The 19,426-nt window shown below is 59.1% G+C and carries 15 protein-coding genes; 3 read left to right on the forward strand and 12 right to left on the reverse strand.

Going from position 1 to position 19,426, the window contains the following annotated elements:
• Nucleotides 1–34: 34 nt before the first annotated feature.
• Nucleotides 35–295, reverse strand: a complete 261-nt coding sequence (locus FEZ21_RS10880) for a hypothetical protein (protein ID WP_003446926.1) — start codon at nt 293–295, stop codon at nt 35–37.
• Nucleotides 296–529: 234 nt separating this feature from the next.
• On the opposite strand from FEZ21_RS10880, the gene htpG reads away from it, so the two are divergent.
• Nucleotides 530–2,434, forward strand: coding sequence for a molecular chaperone HtpG (gene htpG, locus FEZ21_RS10885; RefSeq protein ID WP_003446928.1), 1,905 nt, complete (start codon nt 530–532; stop codon nt 2,432–2,434).
• A 59-nt stretch (nt 2,435–2,493) separates the two neighbouring features.
• Nucleotides 2,494–3,222, forward strand: a complete 729-nt coding sequence (locus FEZ21_RS10890) for a dienelactone hydrolase family protein (protein ID WP_003446930.1) — start codon at nt 2,494–2,496, stop codon at nt 3,220–3,222.
• A gap of 624 nt (nt 3,223–3,846) precedes the next feature.
• On the opposite strand, the gene yegQ is transcribed toward FEZ21_RS10890, so the two are convergent.
• The 9 genes from yegQ to FEZ21_RS10935 all read right to left on the reverse strand — a co-directional run bounded on the left by yegQ (nt 3,847) and on the right by FEZ21_RS10935 (nt 13,699).
• Nucleotides 3,847–5,187, reverse strand: a complete 1,341-nt coding sequence (gene yegQ / locus FEZ21_RS10895; RefSeq protein ID WP_003446937.1) for a tRNA 5-hydroxyuridine modification protein YegQ — start codon at nt 5,185–5,187, stop codon at nt 3,847–3,849.
• A 65-nt stretch (nt 5,188–5,252) separates the two neighbouring features.
• Complete coding sequence (locus tag FEZ21_RS10900; RefSeq protein WP_160627094.1) at nt 5,253–6,134, reverse strand: aldose 1-epimerase; 882 nt, start codon at nt 6,132–6,134, stop codon at nt 5,253–5,255.
• 22 nt (nt 6,135–6,156) lie between these two features.
• A complete protein-coding gene (locus tag FEZ21_RS10905) occupies nt 6,157–7,068 on the reverse strand; it encodes a DMT family transporter (protein ID WP_003446941.1) in 912 nt (303 codons plus the stop codon).
• Nucleotides 7,069–7,164: 96 nt separating this feature from the next.
• On the reverse strand, nt 7,165–8,445 hold the full coding sequence (locus FEZ21_RS10910) for a TRAP transporter large permease (protein WP_003446942.1): 1,281 nt from the start codon (nt 8,443–8,445) through the stop codon (nt 7,165–7,167).
• A complete protein-coding gene (locus FEZ21_RS10915; protein WP_003446944.1) occupies nt 8,446–8,973 on the reverse strand; it encodes a TRAP transporter small permease in 528 nt (175 codons plus the stop codon).
• A gap of 61 nt (nt 8,974–9,034) precedes the next feature.
• Nucleotides 9,035–10,018, reverse strand: a complete 984-nt coding sequence (locus tag FEZ21_RS10920; RefSeq protein WP_003446953.1) for a TRAP transporter substrate-binding protein — start codon at nt 10,016–10,018, stop codon at nt 9,035–9,037.
• A 62-nt stretch (nt 10,019–10,080) separates the two neighbouring features.
• Complete coding sequence (locus FEZ21_RS10925) at nt 10,081–10,968, reverse strand: SMP-30/gluconolactonase/LRE family protein (protein WP_160627096.1); 888 nt, start codon at nt 10,966–10,968, stop codon at nt 10,081–10,083.
• A gap of 41 nt (nt 10,969–11,009) precedes the next feature.
• Complete coding sequence (locus tag FEZ21_RS10930; RefSeq protein ID WP_003446957.1) at nt 11,010–11,837, reverse strand: NAD(P)-dependent oxidoreductase; 828 nt, start codon at nt 11,835–11,837, stop codon at nt 11,010–11,012.
• Between the two features lie 608 nt (nt 11,838–12,445).
• The gene (locus FEZ21_RS10935) at nt 12,446–13,699 is read right to left on the reverse strand and encodes an OprD family porin (protein WP_003446958.1); all 1,254 of its coding nucleotides are present in this window, start codon (nt 13,697–13,699) and stop codon (nt 12,446–12,448) included.
• A gap of 774 nt (nt 13,700–14,473) precedes the next feature.
• On the opposite strand from FEZ21_RS10935, the gene FEZ21_RS10940 reads away from it, so the two are divergent.
• On the forward strand, nt 14,474–15,556 hold the full coding sequence (locus FEZ21_RS10940; RefSeq protein WP_003446960.1) for an AI-2E family transporter: 1,083 nt from the start codon (nt 14,474–14,476) through the stop codon (nt 15,554–15,556).
• On the opposite strand, the gene FEZ21_RS10945 is transcribed toward FEZ21_RS10940, so the two are convergent.
• Nucleotides 15,553–17,670 carry a TonB-dependent receptor domain-containing protein gene (locus FEZ21_RS10945; protein WP_160627098.1) on the reverse strand — a complete coding sequence of 706 codons (2,118 nt, stop codon included), beginning with the start codon at nt 17,668–17,670 and terminating at the stop codon, nt 15,553–15,555. The two genes, FEZ21_RS10940 and FEZ21_RS10945, sit on opposite strands and share 4 nt — an antisense overlap.
• A 285-nt stretch (nt 17,671–17,955) precedes the next feature.
• Nucleotides 17,956–19,425, reverse strand: a complete 1,470-nt coding sequence (gene nuoN / locus FEZ21_RS10950; RefSeq protein WP_003446964.1) for an NADH-quinone oxidoreductase subunit NuoN — start codon at nt 19,423–19,425, stop codon at nt 17,956–17,958.
• Nucleotide 19,426 lies beyond the last annotated feature (1 nt).

A 19,426-nucleotide genomic window follows, 5' to 3' on the forward strand; every position in this document is an offset into this window, starting at 1 on the left:
AGGCAGGCTTTGTGGTGCCGCTCACAAAAGCAGATTACTTGCTTTCTGGAGTTGCTACAGGTGCAGCCGGAGCAGCTTCTTTAGCAGCCGCTTCATTGGACTCGGCCTGAGCTTTAGCCGCTTCAGCGTTCTCTTTGGCTGCATCGTTCACTTTGTCTTGGGCTTCGTTCATTTTTTCCTGGGATTGCTCGGTGTGCTGAGCCGCCTCTTGGGCTTTATCTTCGGATTTCTTGTCGCAGGCCGCGAGACCGAGGGTGGCAGCCAGCATCAAAGCAACAGCGAAAGTATTACGCATGGGGTGTTTCTCCTTATGAGTAGATCTACTGGGCGTTTGAGCACGTGCTGTGCGCTTAAGTTCCATGGCGGTTCATATATATAAACGACGGCTTAAACACAGCCTGCGCGCGGTAAAAGCGAGGCATTGAGAGTACAGGCCTTGAAATTTAAACCTTAGCCCCCAACTTTCATGACATCCCGCCGCCAACCCTCTCGGGCGTGGCTCATGCCATCTAATCGGAGTTTGATAACAATGAGCGTGGAAACTCAAAAAGAAACCCTGGGCTTCCAGACCGAGGTCAAGCAACTGCTACACCTCATGATCCATTCGCTGTACTCCAACAAGGAAATTTTCCTTCGCGAATTGATCTCGAACGCCTCTGATGCTGTCGACAAATTACGTTTTGAAGCGCTTTCCAAGCCTGAACTGCTGGAAGGCGGTACTGATCTGAAAATCCGTGTCAGCTTCGACAAGGACGCTAATACCGTCACTCTCGAAGACAACGGTATTGGCATGAACCGCGATGACGTGATCACCCATCTGGGTACGATCGCCAAGTCCGGCACCGCCGATTTCATGAAAAACCTGTCGGGCGACCAGAAAAAAGATTCGCATCTGATCGGTCAATTCGGTGTGGGCTTCTATTCGGCCTTTATCGTGGCTGACAAGGTCGATGTCTTCAGCCGCCGTGCCGGCACTCCTGCAAGCGAAGGCGTGCACTGGTCCTCCAAAGGCGAGGGCGAGTTTGAAGTAGCAACCGTCGAGAAAGCCGATCGCGGTACCAAAATCGTGCTGCACCTGAAGAAAGGCGAAGAAGAGTTCGCTGACGGCTGGCGCCTGCGAAACATCATCAAAAAGTATTCCGACCATATCGCCCTGCCAATCGAGCTGCCTAAAGAGCAGACCGTCGCAGAAGGCGAAGAAGCACCGGCACTGGAATGGGAAACCGTCAACCGCGCCAGCGCTCTGTGGACCCGTCCTCGTACTGAAGTCAAGGACGAGGAATACCAGGAGTTCTACAAGCACATTGCCCACGACTACGAGAACCCGCTGGCCTGGAGCCACAACAAGGTTGAAGGCAAGCTGGAATACAGCTCGCTGCTCTACGTGCCGGCCCGTGCTCCGTTCGACCTGTATCAGCGTGAAGCCCCGAAAGGCCTGAAGCTGTACGTACAGCGTGTGTTCGTGATGGATCAGGCAGAGTCGTTCCTGCCGTTGTACCTGCGCTTCATCAAAGGTGTGATCGATTCCAATGACCTGTCGCTGAACGTGTCGCGGGAAATCCTGCAGAAAGACCCGATCATCGACTCCATGAAATCGGCGCTTACCAAGCGTGTGCTCGACATGCTGGAAAAATTGGCGAAGAACGAGCCTGAGAAATATCAGGGCTTCTGGAAAAACTTTGGCCAGGTGATGAAAGAAGGCCCGGCTGAAGATTCCGCCAACAAGGAAAAAATCGCCGGTCTGTTGCGCTTTGCTTCGACCCACGGTGACGACGGCGAACAGAATGTTGCTCTAGCCGACTACCTGGCCCGTGCCAAAGAAGGTCAGGACAAGATTTACTACCTGACCGGCGACACTTACGCCCAGGTCAAAAACAGCCCGCACCTTGAAGTCTTCCGCAAGAAAGGCATCGAAGTGCTGCTGTTGACCGATCGTATCGACGAGTGGCTGATGAGCTACCTCAGCGATTTCGACGGCAAGAGCTTTGTCGACGTGGCACGCGGTGATCTCGATCTGGGCAACCTGGACTCGGAAGAGGACAAGAAAGCCGCAGAAGAAGTTGCCAAGTCCAAAGAAGGCCTGGTTGAGCGCATCAAGGCAGCGCTGGGCGAAAGCGTCAGCGAAGTGCGGGTATCGCACCGTCTGACCGATTCACCTGCCATTCTGGCCATCGGTGAGCAGGACCTGGGCATGCAAATGCGCCAGATCCTGGAAGCCAGCGGGCAGAAAGTGCCGGAATCGAAGCCGATCTTCGAGTTCAACCCGGCTCACCCGCTGATCGAGAAACTCGATGCGGAGCCGAGCGAAGAGCGTTTTGGCGACCTGTCGCACATCCTCTTCGATCAGGCAGCCCTGGCGGCCGGTGACAGTTTGAAAGACCCGGCAGCTTATGTCCGTCGTCTAAACAAACTGTTAGTAGAGTTGTCGGTGTAACTGAGCTATAAAAAACCCGCTTCGGCGGGTTTTTTTTGTTTCGAATTCAGGAGTTTTTAATGAAATCTATTTCGGTCAGTTCCGTTGCCTATCAAATCGACGGCCTGCCATACGAAGGCCGCCTGGCCTTTGACCCGAGTCGAGAAGACCCGCTGCCGGGGTTGTTGATGGCACCGAACTGGATGGGCATCAGCGAGGGCGCCGAAGAGATCGCCAAGTCGGTGGCAGAGCAGGGCTATGTGGTGTTGATCGCCGACCTCTACGGCCAGGCTACACGCCCCGCCAATGGCGACGAGGCGGGCGCGGCGATGATGCCGCTCAAGAACGACCGCGCCTTGTTGCGCAAGCGCATGTGGGCAGCCTATGACGTGCTGAAAAACCAGGGCCTGGCAGTGGTCGACAGCAGCAAGCTGGCGACCTTTGGCTTCTGTTTCGGTGGTTGCTGCTCGCTGGAACTGGCGCGCAGTGGTGCGCCGTTGAAAGCGGCCGTATCTTTTCACGGGACCCTGGATACGCCCAACCCGATCGATGCCAGAAGCATTACCGGATCAGTGCTGGTCCTGCATGGCGCTTCCGACCCGCTGGTACCCCGCGAGCAACTGCCGGCTTTCGAAGCCGAGATGAACGCTGCCGGCATCGACTGGCAATTGACCAGCTATGGCGGCGCCGTGCACTCCTTTACTGATCCCCATGCCAACGTGCCGGGCAAAATGATGTACGACGCCAAAACCGCGCACCGGGCGTTCACCGCCATGCACAACCTGCTGGATGATGTGTTCAGGGACTGACACCACACTGTGGGAGCCAGCTTGCTGGCGATGATTTCGGTTTAATCCTGCAGATACAGCCGGTTGCCTGCATCGCTGGCAAGCCAGCTCCCACAAGGGTGTATGGGCCCTGTGGGAGCCAGCTTGCTGACGATGGTTTCGGCTCAATCCTGCAGATACAGCCGGTGCCTGCATCGCTGGCAATCCAGCCCCCACAATGGAGTATGGGCCCTGTGGGAGCCAGCTTGCTGGCGATGGCTTCGGCTCAATCCTGCAGATACAGTCTGTTGCCTGCATCGCTGGCAAGCCAGCTCCCACAAGGGTGTATGGGCTCTGTGGGAGCCAGCTTGCTGGCGATGGTTTCGGTTCAATCCTGCAGATACAGCCAGTTGCCTGCATCGCTGGCAAGCCAGCTCCCACAAGGGTGTATGGGCCCTGTGGGAGCCAGCTTACTGGCGATGGTTTCGGTTTAATCCTGCAGATACAGCCAGTTGCCTGCATCGCTGGCAAGCCAGCTCCCACAAGGGTGTATGGGTTCTGTGGGAGCCAGCTTGCTGGCGATGGTTTCGGTTTAATCCTGCAGATACAGCCGGTTGCCTGCATCGCTGGCAAGCCAGCCCCCTCAAGTTGGTAAGTCAGGTGGGGCTATGCCGTGCGCTCTATGGTTTCGCTTACGGTCAAATCCCGCATCAACAACCCGTAGTTCAAGTCCACCTGCTCCGGAATCGGCAGGTATACGGTGTGGCCGTCACCCGGTGCCACCTGAATCGGCAACCCGGCGCTGTTGTGTAGATGGTCAAGATCGAAGTGATAGTTGCCCCGGGGCGTCATCAATTCCAGATGATCACCCAAAGCGAAGCGGTTTTTGACTTTTACTTCTGCCAGCCCGTTGCGCCGCTCGCCCGTGAGCTCGCCCACAAACTGTTGGCGATGGGACAGCGAGCTGCCATGCAGGTAGTTCTGATACTCGTCGTGCACATGGCGGCGCAAAAAGCCCTCGGTGTAACCGCGTTGCGCCAGTGACTCCAGATCGGTCATCAGGCTGTGGTCAAATTCACGACCGGCCACCGCATCATCAATCGCCTTGCGATACACCTGGGTCGCCCGTGCGCAGTAGAAATGCGATTTGGTACGGCCTTCGATCTTCAGCGAGTGCACCCCCATCGCGGTCAGGCGCGCAACGTGTTGCACCGCACGCAAGTCCTTGGAGTTCATGATGTAGGTGCCGTGTTCATCCTCGAACGCCGACATCGGTTCGTCCGGGCGACTGGCTTCGTGCAGGACGAACACTTCATCGCTGGGGGCTCCCACGCCCAGGGTTGGCTCAACGATGTTGACCACATTGCCCAGCTCGTTTTCCGTTGCCGGCTTTGCCTCGTACTTCCAGCGACAGGCATTGGTGCAACTGCCCTGGTTGGCATCACGCTTGTTCATGTACCCCGACAGCAGGCAACGGCCGGAGTAGGCCATGCACAGCGCGCCATGCACGAAAATTTCCAGTTCCATGGCGGGTACTTTCTGGCGGATTTCCTCGATTTCTTCCAGCGACAGTTCCCGCGACAGAATGATCCGGCTCAAACCCTGCTGGTGCCAGAATTCGACACTGGCCCAGTTCACGGTATTGGCTTGTACCGACAAATGAATCGGCATGTGCGGGAAGTGTTTGCGCACCAGCATGATCAAGCCCGGATCGGACATGATCAGCGCATCCGGGCCCATGGCAATCACCGGCTCCAGGTCTTTGAGGAAGGTGCGCAGCTTGGCATTGTGCGGGGCGATGTTGACCACCACGTAAAAGCGCTTGCCCTGAGCCTGGGCTTCGGCGATACCGATGGCCAGATTGTCGTGGTCGAATTCGTTGTTGCGCACCCGCAGGCTATAACGTGGCTGACCGGCATACACCGCGTCGGCGCCATAGGCGAAGGCGTAGCGCATGTTTTTCAGAGTGCCGGCAGGGGCAAGGAGTTCGGGCGGTGCAAGTGGCATGGTCAGGTCATTCGCAAAAGGGCGCGATGGTAGACCAGGCCGAATGCCGCACTATTGATCTGGGTCTACAAAACGCCTCGGAGCGGCCGGTAACCCAGGCTCAAAGCCAGCCCCGCCGATTGCCCCTTGTGCAATAAATGCAAGCCCGGGCGGCCTGGCAGGTGATGGGCATTGACCGGGTGGCTGACCGGCTCGAAGCAGAAAAAATCCTCTCCGGCAGGGCAGTACACCAGGCAGTACGGGGCACCCGTGGCCCGGCACTCCAGCTCGTAGCCCAAATCCGGCTGGCTGATCAGCCCATGGCCATCCCAGCCGGTAAAACAGTTGTCGAGTCTTGTCTCGGGCAGGCTGGCGAGCTGGTTGAAATCCCGTTCGGCCGTCAAGGGCGCAAGGTGTGTGGGCAGCCCGTCGGTATCGCACAGCCAGATCTGTGCAGTGCGGGCCTGTAAGCGGGTGCGGGGAGTGCGGGGGAAATAGGGATGCAGCCCCAGGCCATGCCAGGCGGCACGTTCGTCCTGATGGGTAACGCTCAGTTCGATGCGCAATTGACCTTCAATCAGGCGGTAACGCAGCTGCGCGTGGTAGGCGAAGGGCACAGTGCTATCGAGTTGCAGGCAGGCATGCTGCGCGGTGTGCTCAATCACACTCCAGGGTTGTTGCCAGCCACTGCCATGGATGGGCATGGCTGAGGTGGGGCTGTTGGGCTGCAGCACAAACCAGTGCTGCGGGCCGTCAAAACCGCCACCGCCGATGCGGTTCGACCAGGGCACCAGTGGATAGCACGCCAGGCGTCCAGGCAAACCGCTGTTCAATGCCGTGTCGGCACTGTGGCGCAACAGCGGCTGGTCGCTGGCGATGACACTCCAGTTGACAATGCTGGCACCGATCATCGGCGCCAGTGTCAGCCGGGTCAGGCCGTCTTCCAGGATCAACGTCTCGGGCCGCATGGCCGCTACCTCCACTGAGCAATCACGCGGCACGCCGCCACGTCAGCATTACAATACCGGCGACCACGATCAGGCCACCGATCACCTGACTGCTGCTGAGCAACTGGTCCAGAATCAGCCAGCCAAACAGCAGGCTGGCCACAGGTTCAACGTTCATGACCGGGGCATTACGCGCCATGTCCAGGCGGGTCAGGCAAATAAACAGCAGGCAGAACCCTAGCCCATAAAGAGCCACCAGGCAGGCAAGGGCGGTCCAGCCGGTTGACGAGCCGGGCAGTGAAACGCCTCCCGGCAATACACCGCTGACCCCGGCGACTGCCGCGACGCTGAATACAATCAGCATCGTCAGCATGCTGCGCACCGTGCCGCGCACGCTCGACAGCTTGTGGTCAGTGATCCACAGCGCGCAGGCAAAGACAGAAGCTGCGGCGAACCCGAAGGCAATGCCTTCCAGCCATTGTGCTTCGGTTGTGCCTTGATTCGACAGGCGCTCGGGGACGTCCAGGGCAAACGCCAGCCCGAACATGATCACGCCCATCAATACCGCTGCACGCCGGGTCGGGGCCGAGCCGCCCAGGGCCCAGGTCAGCAGCACCAGCAGGATCGGCGCCACGTTGGCGATCAGCAATGCCAGGGCCACGGGGATGCGGGCCACGGCGGAATAGATAAAGAAGCTTTGCGCCGCGATCAGCACCCCCAGCAGCACTTGCCAGCGCCAGTGGGCGGGGGTTAACCGGGGGCGTTCACGTTGCCACAGCACCAGGCCGGTCAGTACCAGCAGGGTCACGCCGGCGCGGCACAGAATCGCCAGCAGCAGGCCGGTGTCATGGTCAAAGGCGATCCGCGCGGCGATGTGATTACCGGCAAATGCACAGGCCAGCAACACCAGCAGCAATACCGCGACATGACGGGGAAACAAAGCAGGAGCAGACATGAGTAACCAGCCTCCTTGGCTGGAAATAAAGCTGAAAACCCGTAGGAGCGAGCTTTTAAACCGCTCGCGAGCAAGCTCGCTCCTACAGAGGGGGGGTTACAGCACCACGCTTGGCAGCCACAGCGAGATGGCCGGAACGTAGGTCACCAGCATCAGCACCAGCAGCAGGGCCGCATAGAACGGCAGCAGGGCTTTGACGGTGTTTTCGATCGTGACCTTGCCCACGGCGGCACCGACGAACAGGACCGCACCCACCGGCGGGGTAATCAGCCCGATCCCCAGATTGACCAGCATGATCATGCCGAAGTGCACCGGGTCGACACCGATCCCGATAATCACCGGCAGCAGGATCGGGGTCAGGATCAGAATCAGCGGCGCCATGTCCATCACCGTGCCCAACAGCAACAACATGACGTTGATGCACATCAGGATCACGTAGCGGTTATCCGACAGCGTCAGGAACGCTGTGGTGATCTTCATCGGGATCTCCATCAGCGTCAGGATGTAGCCGAAGCTGGCAGCAAAACCGATCAGGATCATCACGATGGAAATAGTGCGCACCGCCCGGTGCATCAGCTTGGGCAGGTCGCGCCATTTGTAGTCGCGATAAATGAACATGGTGACGAAGAACGACCAGAGCACGGCGATGGCCGCGGACTCGGTGGCGGTGAAAATACCCGACAGAATGCCGCCGAGGATGATGACCATGGCCATCAGGCCCCAGAGCGCATCGCCGGCGATTTTCAGCGCCTGGCGCAGCGGAATCACTTCACCCTTGGGGTAGTTGCGCTTGCGCGCAAAGATCATGCACAGCCCCATCATCACGGCGCTAAGCAGCAGCCCCGGAAAGATCCCGGCCATAAACAGCGAGGCGATCGACACCGTGCCACCCGCAGCCAGCGAGTACAGCACCGAGTTGTGGCTCGGCGGTGTAAGCAAAGCCTGGACCGAACCGCTGACGGTGACCGCCGTGGAGAACTCCCGGGGATAACCGGCACGTTCCATTTCCGGAATCAGCACTGAGCCCACCGAGGCGGTGTCGGCCACCGAAGAGCCGGAAATCGCCCCGAAGAAGGTCGAGGCCACGATATTGACCAGTGACAGGCCACCGCGTACGAAACCTACCAGCACCCCGGCAAACGCCACCAGCCTGCGGGACATGCCGCCCTCGGCCATGATCGCACCCGCCAGAACGAAGAACGGAATCGCCAGCAGGGAGAATTTGTTCACGCCGCCGGCAACCTGAATCATCAGCGCGTCGAACGGAATATCGATCCACCATGCGCCAATCAGCGCCGAAAGGCCCAGGGCGTACGCCACCGGCATACCGAGAAGGATCAGCGCAATAAAACTGCCCAACAATACCAAAGCATCCATTTAGACGGCCTCTTCGCTGGCTTCTACGATGTCGAACCGCACCGCGCGGCGATGGCTCTGGTCACCCAGAAAGAGTTTTTCCAGGACAAAAACCAGGGTCACCAGCCCGCCAATGGGAATCGGCAAATAGGAAATCCCGACCCGCAAGGACGGCATCTCGCCGAGGAATTGATTCCAGGTGGTGGCGCACAGCTTGAAGCCCTTGACGGCCATGAACAGGCAGACCACCACCATCAGCAGCTGCACCAGCAAGGCGGCCTGTTTGCGCACCATTGGCGGCATCCGTTCGACCGCCATCGACACCGCCATGTGCGCGCCGGCACGGTAACTGGCGGCCGCGCCAAAGAAGGTAAAAACCACCATCAACAAGATGGCGACGGGCTCTGGCCAGCTGGAGCCCGAGCCCAGTACATAGCGGGCAAAAATGCCCCAGGGAATGATCAGGGTCATGGTCAGCACCGATAAACCGGCGATCCCGATACAGACCCGATACAGCATGTCGTTCAAGCGCAGTACGGTATTTTTCATGGGGCTCACCACTGCGGCGGTGACGGGGCGGGGCCCGTCACTGCGGCATAATCGGACAGGCTTATTGGACCGCTTCAATACGCGAGATCAGGTCTTTGTAGTCCGCCCCGTATTTGTCACGAACAGGCTGAGTGGCGTCGTAAAAGGCTTTTTTCTGTTCCGGGGTCAGGGTGATGAACTCCACCCCGGAAGCCTTGAGTTTTGCTTCAGCGTCAGAAGACTTTTTGTCCCACAGAACGCGCTCTTCCATCTGTGCTTCACGGGCTACCTTCTGCACCAGTGCCTGTTGCTCCGGGCTGAGCTTGAGCCAGGTGGTTTTGGCAATCACGATCGGCTCGGGCAGGATCAGGTGATCAGTCCAGGTGAAGTACTTGGCGTTCTGGTAGTGGTTGTGCTCGAGGAAGGTCGGCGTATTGTTTTCTGCACCGTCGATCACCCCGGTCTGCAGGGCGCTGAAGATCTCGCCCGTGGCCATGGCGATGCCGTTGCCGCCCATGTCGTTGATGGTGTCGATAAATACCGGGTTGCCCTGGACCCGGATTTTCATGCCCTTGAGGTCTGCGATCTGACGTACAGGCTTCTTGGTGTAGAGGTTGCGGGTGCCGCCATCCATCCACGCCAGGGCGACCATGTTGAAGTCGGAGTTGGTGATCTTGTCGAGCATCTCCTGGCCGATTTCACCGTCGATGATTTTGCGCATGTGTGCCTGGTCGCGGAACACAAAGGGCAGGTTGAACGCATTGGTCTCGGGGACCACCGGCCCGAGGATGCCGAGGCTGACCCGGGTCATTTGCACCGCGCCGGACTGCAACTGCTCGACCACTTCTTTCTCGGAGCCCAGCACGCCGCCGGCAAACATCTTGAAGCTGATATCGCCGTTACTTTGATCCTGCAGCTTCTTGCCCATGTCCTGTTCGGCCACTACCGGTGGATAGCCAGCCGGGTGAACTTCGGCGAATTTGATTTTGATTTCGGCCTGGGCAGCACCCGAAAGGCAGAAGGCCAGCGGTAGAGCAGCAATAAGCAAGGTGCGTTTGAAATCCATGGGTCACTCCAAATATTGTTTTTTTTATATCAAGGTGTCGGATCAGCAATGTCGGTAAACAGTCAGTTGTTGAAGGCGGGTTCCACCAGCCCCTTGATTCCCGGCCTGAGGGCGAACACGCCGCCCGCCAGGGGTTGATCGCTGATATCGCCTGCCGGACGAATCGAGGTGACGAACAGGGTGTCCATGTCTGCACCTCCGAAGGCGCACATCGCAGGCTTCTTCACCGGTACGGCAAGGGAGCGGTCGAGTTTGCCTGCGGGGGTAAAACGGTGGATCAGGCCGGCATCATTGCCGCAGATCCAGTAGCAGCCATCGGCATCGACGGCAGCGCCATCAGGGCGTCCCGGATGCTCCAGCATGTCTACGAACAGGCGACGGTTGTACGGCGTTGCGCTGTCGATGGCGTAATCGAAGGCCCAGATTTTTTGCACCTTGGGGTGTGAGTCCGAGAGGTACATGGTTTTGCCGTCGGGGCTGAAAGCCAGGCCATTGGGGACGATAAAACCGTCCAGCTGAGCCGTTAGCGGTTCTGTCTGACCTGCGCTATAGCGATACATCACCCCGCACTGCGCACCTGCGGCCATGTCCAGCAGCATGGTCCCGGCCCAGAAGCGGCCCTGGCGGTCACAGCGGCCATCGTTAAAGCGCATGCCGGGTTGAGCATGGTCAACGCCTGCCAGCAGGCGGGTGTCGAGACCGCCGTCGGCCCGGGGCTTGATGCTGAATAGCCCGCTTTGCATGCCGGCGATCCAGCTACCGTCGCTGCTGCGGGCGATGCAGGCAAGCATTTGCGGGGCATCCCAGCTCTGGCTGCGACCGTCGATAAGGCTCCAGCGGTGCAAGCGTGCGGCGGGAATATCCACCCAATACAGCGCCTGTTCTGCTGCGCTCCAGACCGGGCTTTCGCCCGTGGCATTGCGTGCATCGAGAATGAGTTCGGCGGTCATGGGGCTACCCCTGTCGGTCGTGTTCTTGTCAGAGGCTGTGTTCAGTCGTCGCCGAAGGGGCCGGCTGCGACGAAGGCTCCGCCCTGGTAAATCATGCTCGGGTCATTGGCCGCCGGCATTGGCTGGGCTTCAACCTTGGCGCGAAACACCTCTGAGCTGTCCTTGGGGGCAAAGCCCAGATGGGCCGCGTAGCGGTTGTCCCACCACAGGTTCGGATTGTTTGACGCGCCGTAGACCACCGTGTGCCCGACGTCCGGTGTGTACAGTGCGCGTTCGAGCAATTGGGTCAGATCGGCAAAACTCAGCCAGGTGCTGAGCATCCTGCGGTTCTGCGGTTCGGGGAAGGATGAGCCGATGCGGATGCTGACGGTTTCGATGCCATAGCGATCGAAGTAGAAGGTGGCCATGTCTTCGCCATAGGACTTGGACAGACCGTAATAACCATCGGGGCGGCGCGGGGAGCGGGCATCGAGGGTCTGGTCCTGTTTGTAAAAACCTATCACATGGTTGGAGCTGGCGAAAATCACCCGTTTGACGCCATGGCGTCGGGCTGCTTCATAGATATGGAAAACCCCGGAGATGTTCGGGCCGAGGATTTCTTCGAACGGGCGCTCAACCGAGACTCCACCGAAATGCAGGATGGCATCTACGCCTTCAACCAGTTGCTGAACGGCGTTTTTGTCGGTGAGGTCGCAGGGGTGTATTTCCTCGCTGCTGTCGACAGCGGGAGCCATAGGCGCAATATCAGAGAGTCGTAAAACCCTGGCGTAGGGCTTTATGCTTTCACGCAGTACCTTCCCCAGGCCGCCGGCCGCGCCGGTGAGAAGAAGGCGATTGAAGGGATTTTGGACAGTGTGCGAGGTTGCCATCAAGAGACCCTTTTTTATTATTGATGTCATCTGTTGTCGTATGACATGGTCGGGATTATTCGCAGTCCTTTAGGGTGTTGTCAATGCACCGAGGGTCAAAACATAGTGTGGCGCTATCATTTTGTCATCATGACGGCGAGCGTATGGGCGTGGGAGCGGGCAGCAACGATGGGCGTGGGAGCTGGCTTGCCAGCGATTCAGACGCTGCGGTTTGTCAGCGACAGCCCGGTGCGCCCCCCGCAGACGAGCCCGCTCCCAGAGGGGGAGCGGGCAGCAAGGATGCGCTAGGTGTGGGAGCTGGCTTGCCAGCGATTCAGACGCTGCGGTTTGTCAGCGACAGCCCGGTGCGCCCCCCGCAGACAAACCCGCTCCCAGAGGGGGAGCGGGCAGCAACGATGGGCGTGGGAACTGGCTTGCCAGCGATCAAGACGCTGCGGTTTGTCAGCGACAGCCCGGTGCGCCCCCCGCAGACGAGCCGGCTCCCATAGGGGAAGCGGGCAGCAACGATGCGATGGGTGTGGGAGCTGGCTTGCCAGCGATTAAGACGCTGCGGTTTGTCAGCGACAGCCCGGTGCGCCCCCCGCAGACAAACCCGCTCCCACAGGGGGTTACAGCAGCGACAACGGATAGCTGATGAAGATGCGGTTTTCATCATATTCGTTAGTGCTGTAGTCACGACGCATGGTCGAGTTGCGCCAGCGCATGTTCAGGTCTTTGAAGGTACCGGTCTGGATGGTGTAGGCCAGTTCCGATTCGCGACCCCATTCCTTGCCGTCAGTGATGGCGCCGGTGTGGATGTTATCGCCGCTCAGGTAGCGGTTCATCATCGTCAGGCCGGGTACGCCGAACACTGCGAAGTCAAGGTCGTGACGCAGCTGCCAGGAACGCTCCTTGGCAAGGTCGTAGCTGGAGTTGTAGCTGTCGTTGGCCAGGGTGCCGCCGCTGGTGCCGTTGACGCGCATCCAGCCATCATCGCCGCTGACTTTCTGCAGGCCGACATACAAGGTGTTGCCTTTGTATTTGGCCGAAAGCAGGGCGTATGCGGTTCTGTTGTTCAGGTCGCCGGCCAGTTTGCTGCCGTCGTCCTTGCCCCAGAAATAGCCGAGGTTGGCGCCCAGGGTCACATCACCAACAGGCTGGGTGTGCAGGACGTTAAGGAATTGCTGCTGGTAAATATCTTCCAGCTGCGCGTACCACAGGCCGACCTGGGTGTGCTTGTCGTTGAAGCTGTAATCGCCACCGGCAAAGTTGAAACGGTCGGACGTGAACGCGCCTTTTCCGTTAAGCGACATATCTTCCATGCTCGCATCGTTACGCGGGCTGTTGCCCCGGAACTGGCCGCCATAGAGGTTGAGACCGGCGATCTCTTTGGAGGTGATCTGGCCGCCACGGAAGGTTTGTGGCAGTGAGCGTCCGTCGTCCGAGCGCAAGATCGGCAGTACCGGCATCCACTCACCGATTTTCAGTTCGGTGTTGGAGATCCTGGCCTTGGCTGCAACACCCAGACGGCCGAAGTTGTCGGCCGGTTCGCCATCGCCATGGGTCGGCAGCAACTGTGTGCCGACCGTGCCTTTACCGCCATCGAGCTTCTGCGAGTACAGGCCCAGGACATCAATCCCGAAACCGACGGTACCCTGGGTAAACCCGGACTTGACGTCGAGAATGAAGTTTTGCGTCCACTCTTCAGCCTTGCTCTGCGGATAGTCCGGGTTGGTGAAGTTGCGGTTGATGTAGGCATTACGCAAGGTAAGGGTGGCCTTGGTGTCTTCCACAAAGCCTTCAGCCAGGCCGGTCAGCGGTAAAGCCAGGCTCATGCTGCCAAGACCGAACAAGACCAGTGACCGAGTGTTTTGATGTTTCATTATTGTTACGCTCCCATTTTTTGGCATAGCACTTCCCGTGACCGTCAGAAGAGCGGTCAGCGATTCAAAGGACGTGCGTGGTGCCCTGAAGTCAGGGCGGCGACTCAAGTCGCTGAAGCGAGAGAGTCTTTTGCTTGCGCACTAGGCGTCAGCAAATTCTGCAGGTGATCGTTGCGTGGAGGATCGTGCTGGAAACACGACCGGCATGCGGCCAGCGCGGATTAACGGCGCGCCATGGCGGGGAGCGGACACGAAGGGGCTCATACGAAAGATTCCTTGATTATTTTTATTTTTGTTATCTGTTGTCGTACAACATCCATCGGATTATTTACAGCTTGGGTCAGATTTGTCAATGCAGGTTCAGCCAAACAATTAAAGTAAAAATGTGATCGGTGCAGCAGCCCGGGACCCTCGGCTCGGCAGGTGAGCCTGAAACCCGACCGGGCATGATACAGACCTGATTCCAATGCAGCCGAGAAATATGCGCCCATGCTGGCCAACCACTGTGAACGGCTAGCCCTGCAGGCTTTTTTTCATCAGTCTTACTCCCGGCCCCTGGCCTACCGTCCGCTCGCTGGCCCTCGACGCCCATGGCAAACCCTTGGGTGCCGCCTTGCTGGATATGGCGCTTGAAACCTTGCAGGAGCGAGCAAGCTCACGCCTGCAGACATGGGACATGCCGTCTTTATCCCGTAATGTGCCTGCGCGCCTGTATATTTGCCGTCTAAACTGCGCCTACCCAATGCGCTTGCGGCCCACTGACACGGATGGCACATGAACGAAACCAGTCTTCAACGTAAAACCCTGCTCTTGCTGCTGGCTTTGGTCACCATCGCGTTCATCTGGATTCTGCTGCCGTTCTATGGCGCGATTTTCTGGGCCGTTGCCCTGGGCATTCTGTTCGCTCCATTGCAGCGCAAGATGGTGCTCAAGTTGAAAGGGCGCCGAAACCTCGCGACCTTCTCCACCCTGGGGGTGTGCACGCTGATCGCGATTTTGCCGGTGATCGTTACCACCGTGCTGCTCGTGCAAGAAGTAGCCATGCTTTACAAGGATGTCGAGAGCGGAAAGATCAATGTCGCCAGCTATGTCATGCAGATCAAGGACGTCCTGCCGCCGACGGTACAGGACTGGCTGGACCGGTTCGGGGTCGGCAACATTGACGGCCTGAGTGAGAAAATTGCCAAAGGCGCTCTGGAGGGCAGTCAGTTCTTTGCGACCCAGGTGTTCAGTTTCGGGCAGAGCACCTTCGAGCTGGTGGTGAGTTTTTTCATCATGCTCTACCTGCTGTATTTCTTTATCCGTGACGGGCAGCAAATGGTGCGCTTGATCCGTAATACGGTGCCGATGGCCGAGCAGCACAAGCGTTTGTTGCAGCTCAAGTTGCGCCGTGTGGTCAGGGCCTCGGTCAAGGGCAACCTGGCAGTGGCCGTGACCCAGGGGGCCCTGGGCGGGTTGATTTTCTGGCTGCTGGGGATCCATAGCTCGCTGTTCTGGGCCGTGCTGATGATGTTCCTGTCGCTGCTGCCAGCGGTGGGCGCAGGCATTGTCTGGGCACCGGTGGCGGTGTACTTCCTGGCTTCGGGGATGATTTGGGAAGGGGTGGTGCTGGCGTTGTACGGGGTGTTTGTGATCGGGATGGTGGATAACGTGCTGCGTCCGATCATGGTGGGCAAAGACACCAAAATGCCGGACTTCCTGATTCTGATTTCGACCCTGGGCGGCATGGCGATCTTCGGCCTCAATGGCTTTGTGATCGGGCCATTGATTGCCGCCCTGTTCTTGTCCAGCTGGGGCCTGTTCAGTGGTACCCGGCGCAAAGTGCGACTGCCTGCCGATATCCCTCGCAACGATTAGCGAAAACTCCAGGAAACCCCGACGTAGGCGCCCCTGCCTTCGCCGGGAGTGGAGCGCGCGGCATCCAGCCCTTTGTCGTCATACCCCGGAGTCACAGTGGCGGCATAGCGTTCGCCGGTCAGGTTGCGCAGGTCGAGCCAGGTTTGCCAGTCCTGTTTGGGTGAGGCATAGCCCAGGGTCGCTCCCCAGAGCATGTAGGACGATGCGTAATATGAGTTGGCGTAATCCACCGCCATGCGTGAGGCAACCTGGGTGTTCAGCCCTGTATAGAACCCCTGCGGGTGGTCGTAGCGTATTTCAGCCTGATAGTAATGTTGCGGGATGCCCGGTAGCCGGTTGGCGCCAAACCGCGGGTCATCGCGAAAATGGAAGTCGCTGAAGGTGTAAGCCTGACGCAGCGAGACTTTACCCACCGCCTGGCGCTCCCACAGCAGGCTGTGGAGTCCGGCTTCGAAGCCCTGGTGCACCGTGGGGCTGGCGTTGGCTTCGCCGACAATGGCCACCTGTCCTGCGGTCGCGGCCCGGGTTTCGACACTCAGCAATTCATGGCGGATTGCCGAGTAGTACCAGGCCAGATCCCATTGTCCGATCAAGGAATCGCCCCGGGTACCCAGCTCAAGGGTGGTGGCTGTCTGGTTGTCCAGCGCTACCGGCGTACTTTGTTGACCGGTAGCCGGGCCGCTGCCAACCGGGAATCGGTAGGGCGAGCCCCAGATCATCGACCAGGGGTGAGGTGGTTCTACTGAGCGGCTGAGGTTGGCATACACCTGCAGATCGGGGTTGAATTCGTAGCGCAGGCCGACCCGGGGCGCGTAATCCCAATCGTGCTGGCTGACCTTGCCGCCGCTGTCGGGGTAGCTGACGTCACTTTCGCGGCGGGTATAGATCAGTGCCATGCCGGTGGTCAGCCACAGGTCAGGGACCAGTTCCAGATCATTGCTGGCGTGCAGCACCGTGTCTGAGCCCTGGTAACTGAAATCGCGAATTTTTGTTCCGGGCGCGTAACCGGCGGTATTGCCAATCGGCAGGCGCACGTATTCCGAGGCGCCGCTGTTGGGCAGGTGTTTGGTGTTGCGCAAGCCCAGGGTGGTGTTGCTTTCGAGTCCGAACAAGGTGTCGCGGCGCTTGTAGTTGAGGGTGCCGCTGATATCGCTGTAGGCGACTTTCAGCCGGTTCGGACCTTCGTGCAGATCCATCGGGTAGTCGTGATAGACCAGTCCCACCTCCAGCTGCGAGTCGTCATCCAGGTACATCGTGGTTTTGTTGCCCAGCCAGGTGCTGCCGGGCTGTGGGCGGGTGTAATCACCGTTCAAATAAACCGGGTTGGCCGAGCGTGGATGATGCTTGATCTGCTCCTTGGTAACGCGGCCGGCCAGTTGGTTGTCGGTCTCGCGATAGCGCAGGTAAAAGCGGGTTTCGAGTTGCGGGCTGAAGCGATAACCGATGTTGGCCGCTATGCCTTTACTGCTGCCGCGGGTGTGATCCTGATAACCATCGGTGTCGGAGTCGGTCAGTGCCACGTAGTAATCGAGATCCCCCAGTACTTGTCCGGAACTGATCTGGCGTTTCTGATAACCATAACTGCCGGTTTCATAGCGGACTTGCAGGGGGGCGGCGTCATGGCCGGTGCGGGTCACGTAATTGATCGAGCCGCCGAGGGCCAGTGCGCCGTTCTCAAAGCCGTTGGCGCCACGCAACACTTCAGCCCGGCTCAGCCACAAGGGCTCGAACAGCTCGTATGGGGTGCCGCCGGGGCCGGTCAATGGCAGGCCGTCGAACATCACGTACAGACCCGAACCATGGGCCCCTGGGGCGCGATTGATGCCGGAGCCGCGAACGGAGACCTTGGCCCCGTCATTACCGGAAGATTGCGCGTAGATACCGGGTTGATAGGCCAGCACATCGGTGTTGCTGGCGGTGCGGCCATTTTCGACGCGGTTCAGGTCGATCAGGTTGCTGGCCCCGGGTACGTCATGCAGTCGGGCCTGGGCCAGTTCCAGTTCACTGCTTTCATCGCCGCGGACCTGAACCTCGCCCAACTCCAGTGACTCGGCGCAGACGGGTGTAGCGCAGACGAGCGCCAGGGGCAGCAATGAGTAAAGGGCGGATCGCATGAGCAGGAATCTCGGTCGATGGGCGGGCGGCGCGCCAGCCTATACAAGCCGAGAATGACTCGCAACTTTCATGGGGCATCAATGGCGTGCGGGTTGAAAAGCTCGCGAGCAAGCTCGCTCCTACGGAGGGCGGGTGATTGCGGGTATCGGGAACAGGAGCTGTTGGCGGCGGTTTGAAAAGCTCGCGAGCAAGCTCGCTCCTACAGGGGAGGGTATTTGAGCGGGCAAAAAAATGCCCCGTAAAAGCCGGGCTTCTACGGGGCATGGGGTGCAACGTTTCAAGGCTTAGCCAACAAGGCTCAGCGTTGCGTGTTGCACCAGTTCAAGCATTGGCTGCGGGTATACACCCAGGATGAATACCAGTGCCGAAATAGCCAGCAGCATGACGCCACCCGCCTTTTGCTCCCAGTTCAGCGGAGCATCGTGACGATGCAGTTTTGGCTCGACCAGGTACAGGGTCACCATCACGCGCAGGTAGTAGAACACGCCGATGGCACTGCCCAGCACCAGGGACCCGACCAGCCACCATTGGTGGGCTTCAACGCCGGTAGCAACGATGTAGAACTTGCCGATAAAGCCGGCAGTCAGCGGGATACCCGCCAGCGACAGCATCATCACGGTCATGACCGCAGTCAGGTACGGACGACGCCAGAACAGGCCGCGGTACTCGTACAGCGCGTCAGCATCACGACCCTTGTACGGCGAAGACATCAGGGTAATCACACCGAATGCACCCAGGCTGGTCAGCACGTAGGTGATCAGGTACACGCCGATGGCTTCCATCGCCATGCCTTTGCTCGCCACCAGGGCGATCAGCAGATAGCCGAAGTGGGCGATGGACGAGTAACCCAGCAGACGCTTGAGGTTGTTCTGGGTCAGGGCCAGCAGGTTACCGAACAGGATCGAAGCAATCGCGATCACGGTCAGTACATCGCTCATCACCCCGGTAGTTGCCGATGGGGTGATCTGGAACAAACGCACCATCACTGCAAACACGGCCACTTTGGAAGCGGTAGCCAGGAAAGCGGCGACCGGAGCCGGAGCACCTTCGTAGACGTCCGGAGTCCAGAGATGGAAAGGCACCAGCGACAGTTTGAACGCCAGGCCGACCAGCATCATGCCCAGACCCAGCTGGGCCAGCGGTGCAGGTACGCCGGAGGCTGCCAGGGCGTGACCGATACCGCTGAAGCTCAGGCTGCCGGCTTCGGCGTAGAGCAAGGCCATACCGAACAACAGGAACGCAGAACCGGCCGCCGACAGCACCATGTATTTGATGCCGGCTTCCAGTGAACGCTTGTTGAAGAAGGCATACGCCACCAGGCCGTAAACCGGTACCGATAGCAGCTCCAGACCGATAAACAAGCCGGCAAGGTGCTGCGCGCTGACCAGAACAATGCCGCCGGTAGCGGCCAGCAGCATCAGCAGGTACAGCTCTTCGCGGTTGCCCGGATAGCCGGTGCCGCCTTCGCCCAGATAAGCATGGGCGAGGGTGACGCAGGCCAGGGTGGCGACCAGAATCAGCCCGATGTAGAGATAGGCAAAGTTGTCCATCATCAACAGCGGGGTGACAGCCAGCGGAGCCACTTTCAACGCAGGGAAGATCGACAGCAAGGCCAGGTTAAGACCGGCCACCGAAAGCAGGAAGGTCTGTGAATGGTTGCGCCGCCATGCGATTGCCAGCATCACCACTACAACGGTGAGACTGGTAATCAGCAGCGGCGCAAGCGCGATAAAGTGTTGGATCGTGAATTCCATA

The organism is Pseudomonas sp. 9.1(2019), from assembly GCF_009910445.1.
Taxonomy (GTDB): Bacteria; Pseudomonadota; Gammaproteobacteria; order Pseudomonadales; family Pseudomonadaceae; genus Aquipseudomonas; species Aquipseudomonas paraversuta.

Coding starts and splice junctions, on each gene's coding strand:
- FEZ21_RS10880 (WP_003446926.1), bottom strand. CDS start 295: ATGCGTAATACTTTCGCTGTTGCTTTGATGCTGGCTGCCACCCTCGGT.
- htpG (WP_003446928.1), top strand. CDS start 530: ATGAGCGTGGAAACTCAAAAAGAAACCCTGGGCTTCCAGACCGAGGTC.
- FEZ21_RS10890 (WP_003446930.1), top strand. CDS start 2,494: ATGAAATCTATTTCGGTCAGTTCCGTTGCCTATCAAATCGACGGCCTG.
- yegQ (WP_003446937.1), bottom strand. CDS start 5,187: ATGCCACTTGCACCGCCCGAACTCCTTGCCCCTGCCGGCACTCTGAAA.
- FEZ21_RS10900 (WP_160627094.1), bottom strand. CDS start 6,134: ATGCGGCCCGAGACGTTGATCCTGGAAGACGGCCTGACCCGGCTGACA.
- FEZ21_RS10905 (WP_003446941.1), bottom strand. CDS start 7,068: ATGTCTGCTCCTGCTTTGTTTCCCCGTCATGTCGCGGTATTGCTGCTG.
- FEZ21_RS10910 (WP_003446942.1), bottom strand. CDS start 8,445: ATGGATGCTTTGGTATTGTTGGGCAGTTTTATTGCGCTGATCCTTCTC.
- FEZ21_RS10915 (WP_003446944.1), bottom strand. CDS start 8,973: ATGAAAAATACCGTACTGCGCTTGAACGACATGCTGTATCGGGTCTGT.
- FEZ21_RS10920 (WP_003446953.1), bottom strand. CDS start 10,018: ATGGATTTCAAACGCACCTTGCTTATTGCTGCTCTACCGCTGGCCTTC.
- FEZ21_RS10925 (WP_160627096.1), bottom strand. CDS start 10,968: ATGACCGCCGAACTCATTCTCGATGCACGCAATGCCACGGGCGAAAGC.
- FEZ21_RS10930 (WP_003446957.1), bottom strand. CDS start 11,837: ATGGCAACCTCGCACACTGTCCAAAATCCCTTCAATCGCCTTCTTCTC.
- FEZ21_RS10935 (WP_003446958.1), bottom strand. CDS start 13,699: ATGAAACATCAAAACACTCGGTCACTGGTCTTGTTCGGTCTTGGCAGC.
- FEZ21_RS10940 (WP_003446960.1), top strand. CDS start 14,474: ATGAACGAAACCAGTCTTCAACGTAAAACCCTGCTCTTGCTGCTGGCT.
- FEZ21_RS10945 (WP_160627098.1), bottom strand. CDS start 17,670: ATGCGATCCGCCCTTTACTCATTGCTGCCCCTGGCGCTCGTCTGCGCT.
- nuoN (WP_003446964.1), bottom strand. CDS start 19,425: ATGGAATTCACGATCCAACACTTTATCGCGCTTGCGCCGCTGCTGATT.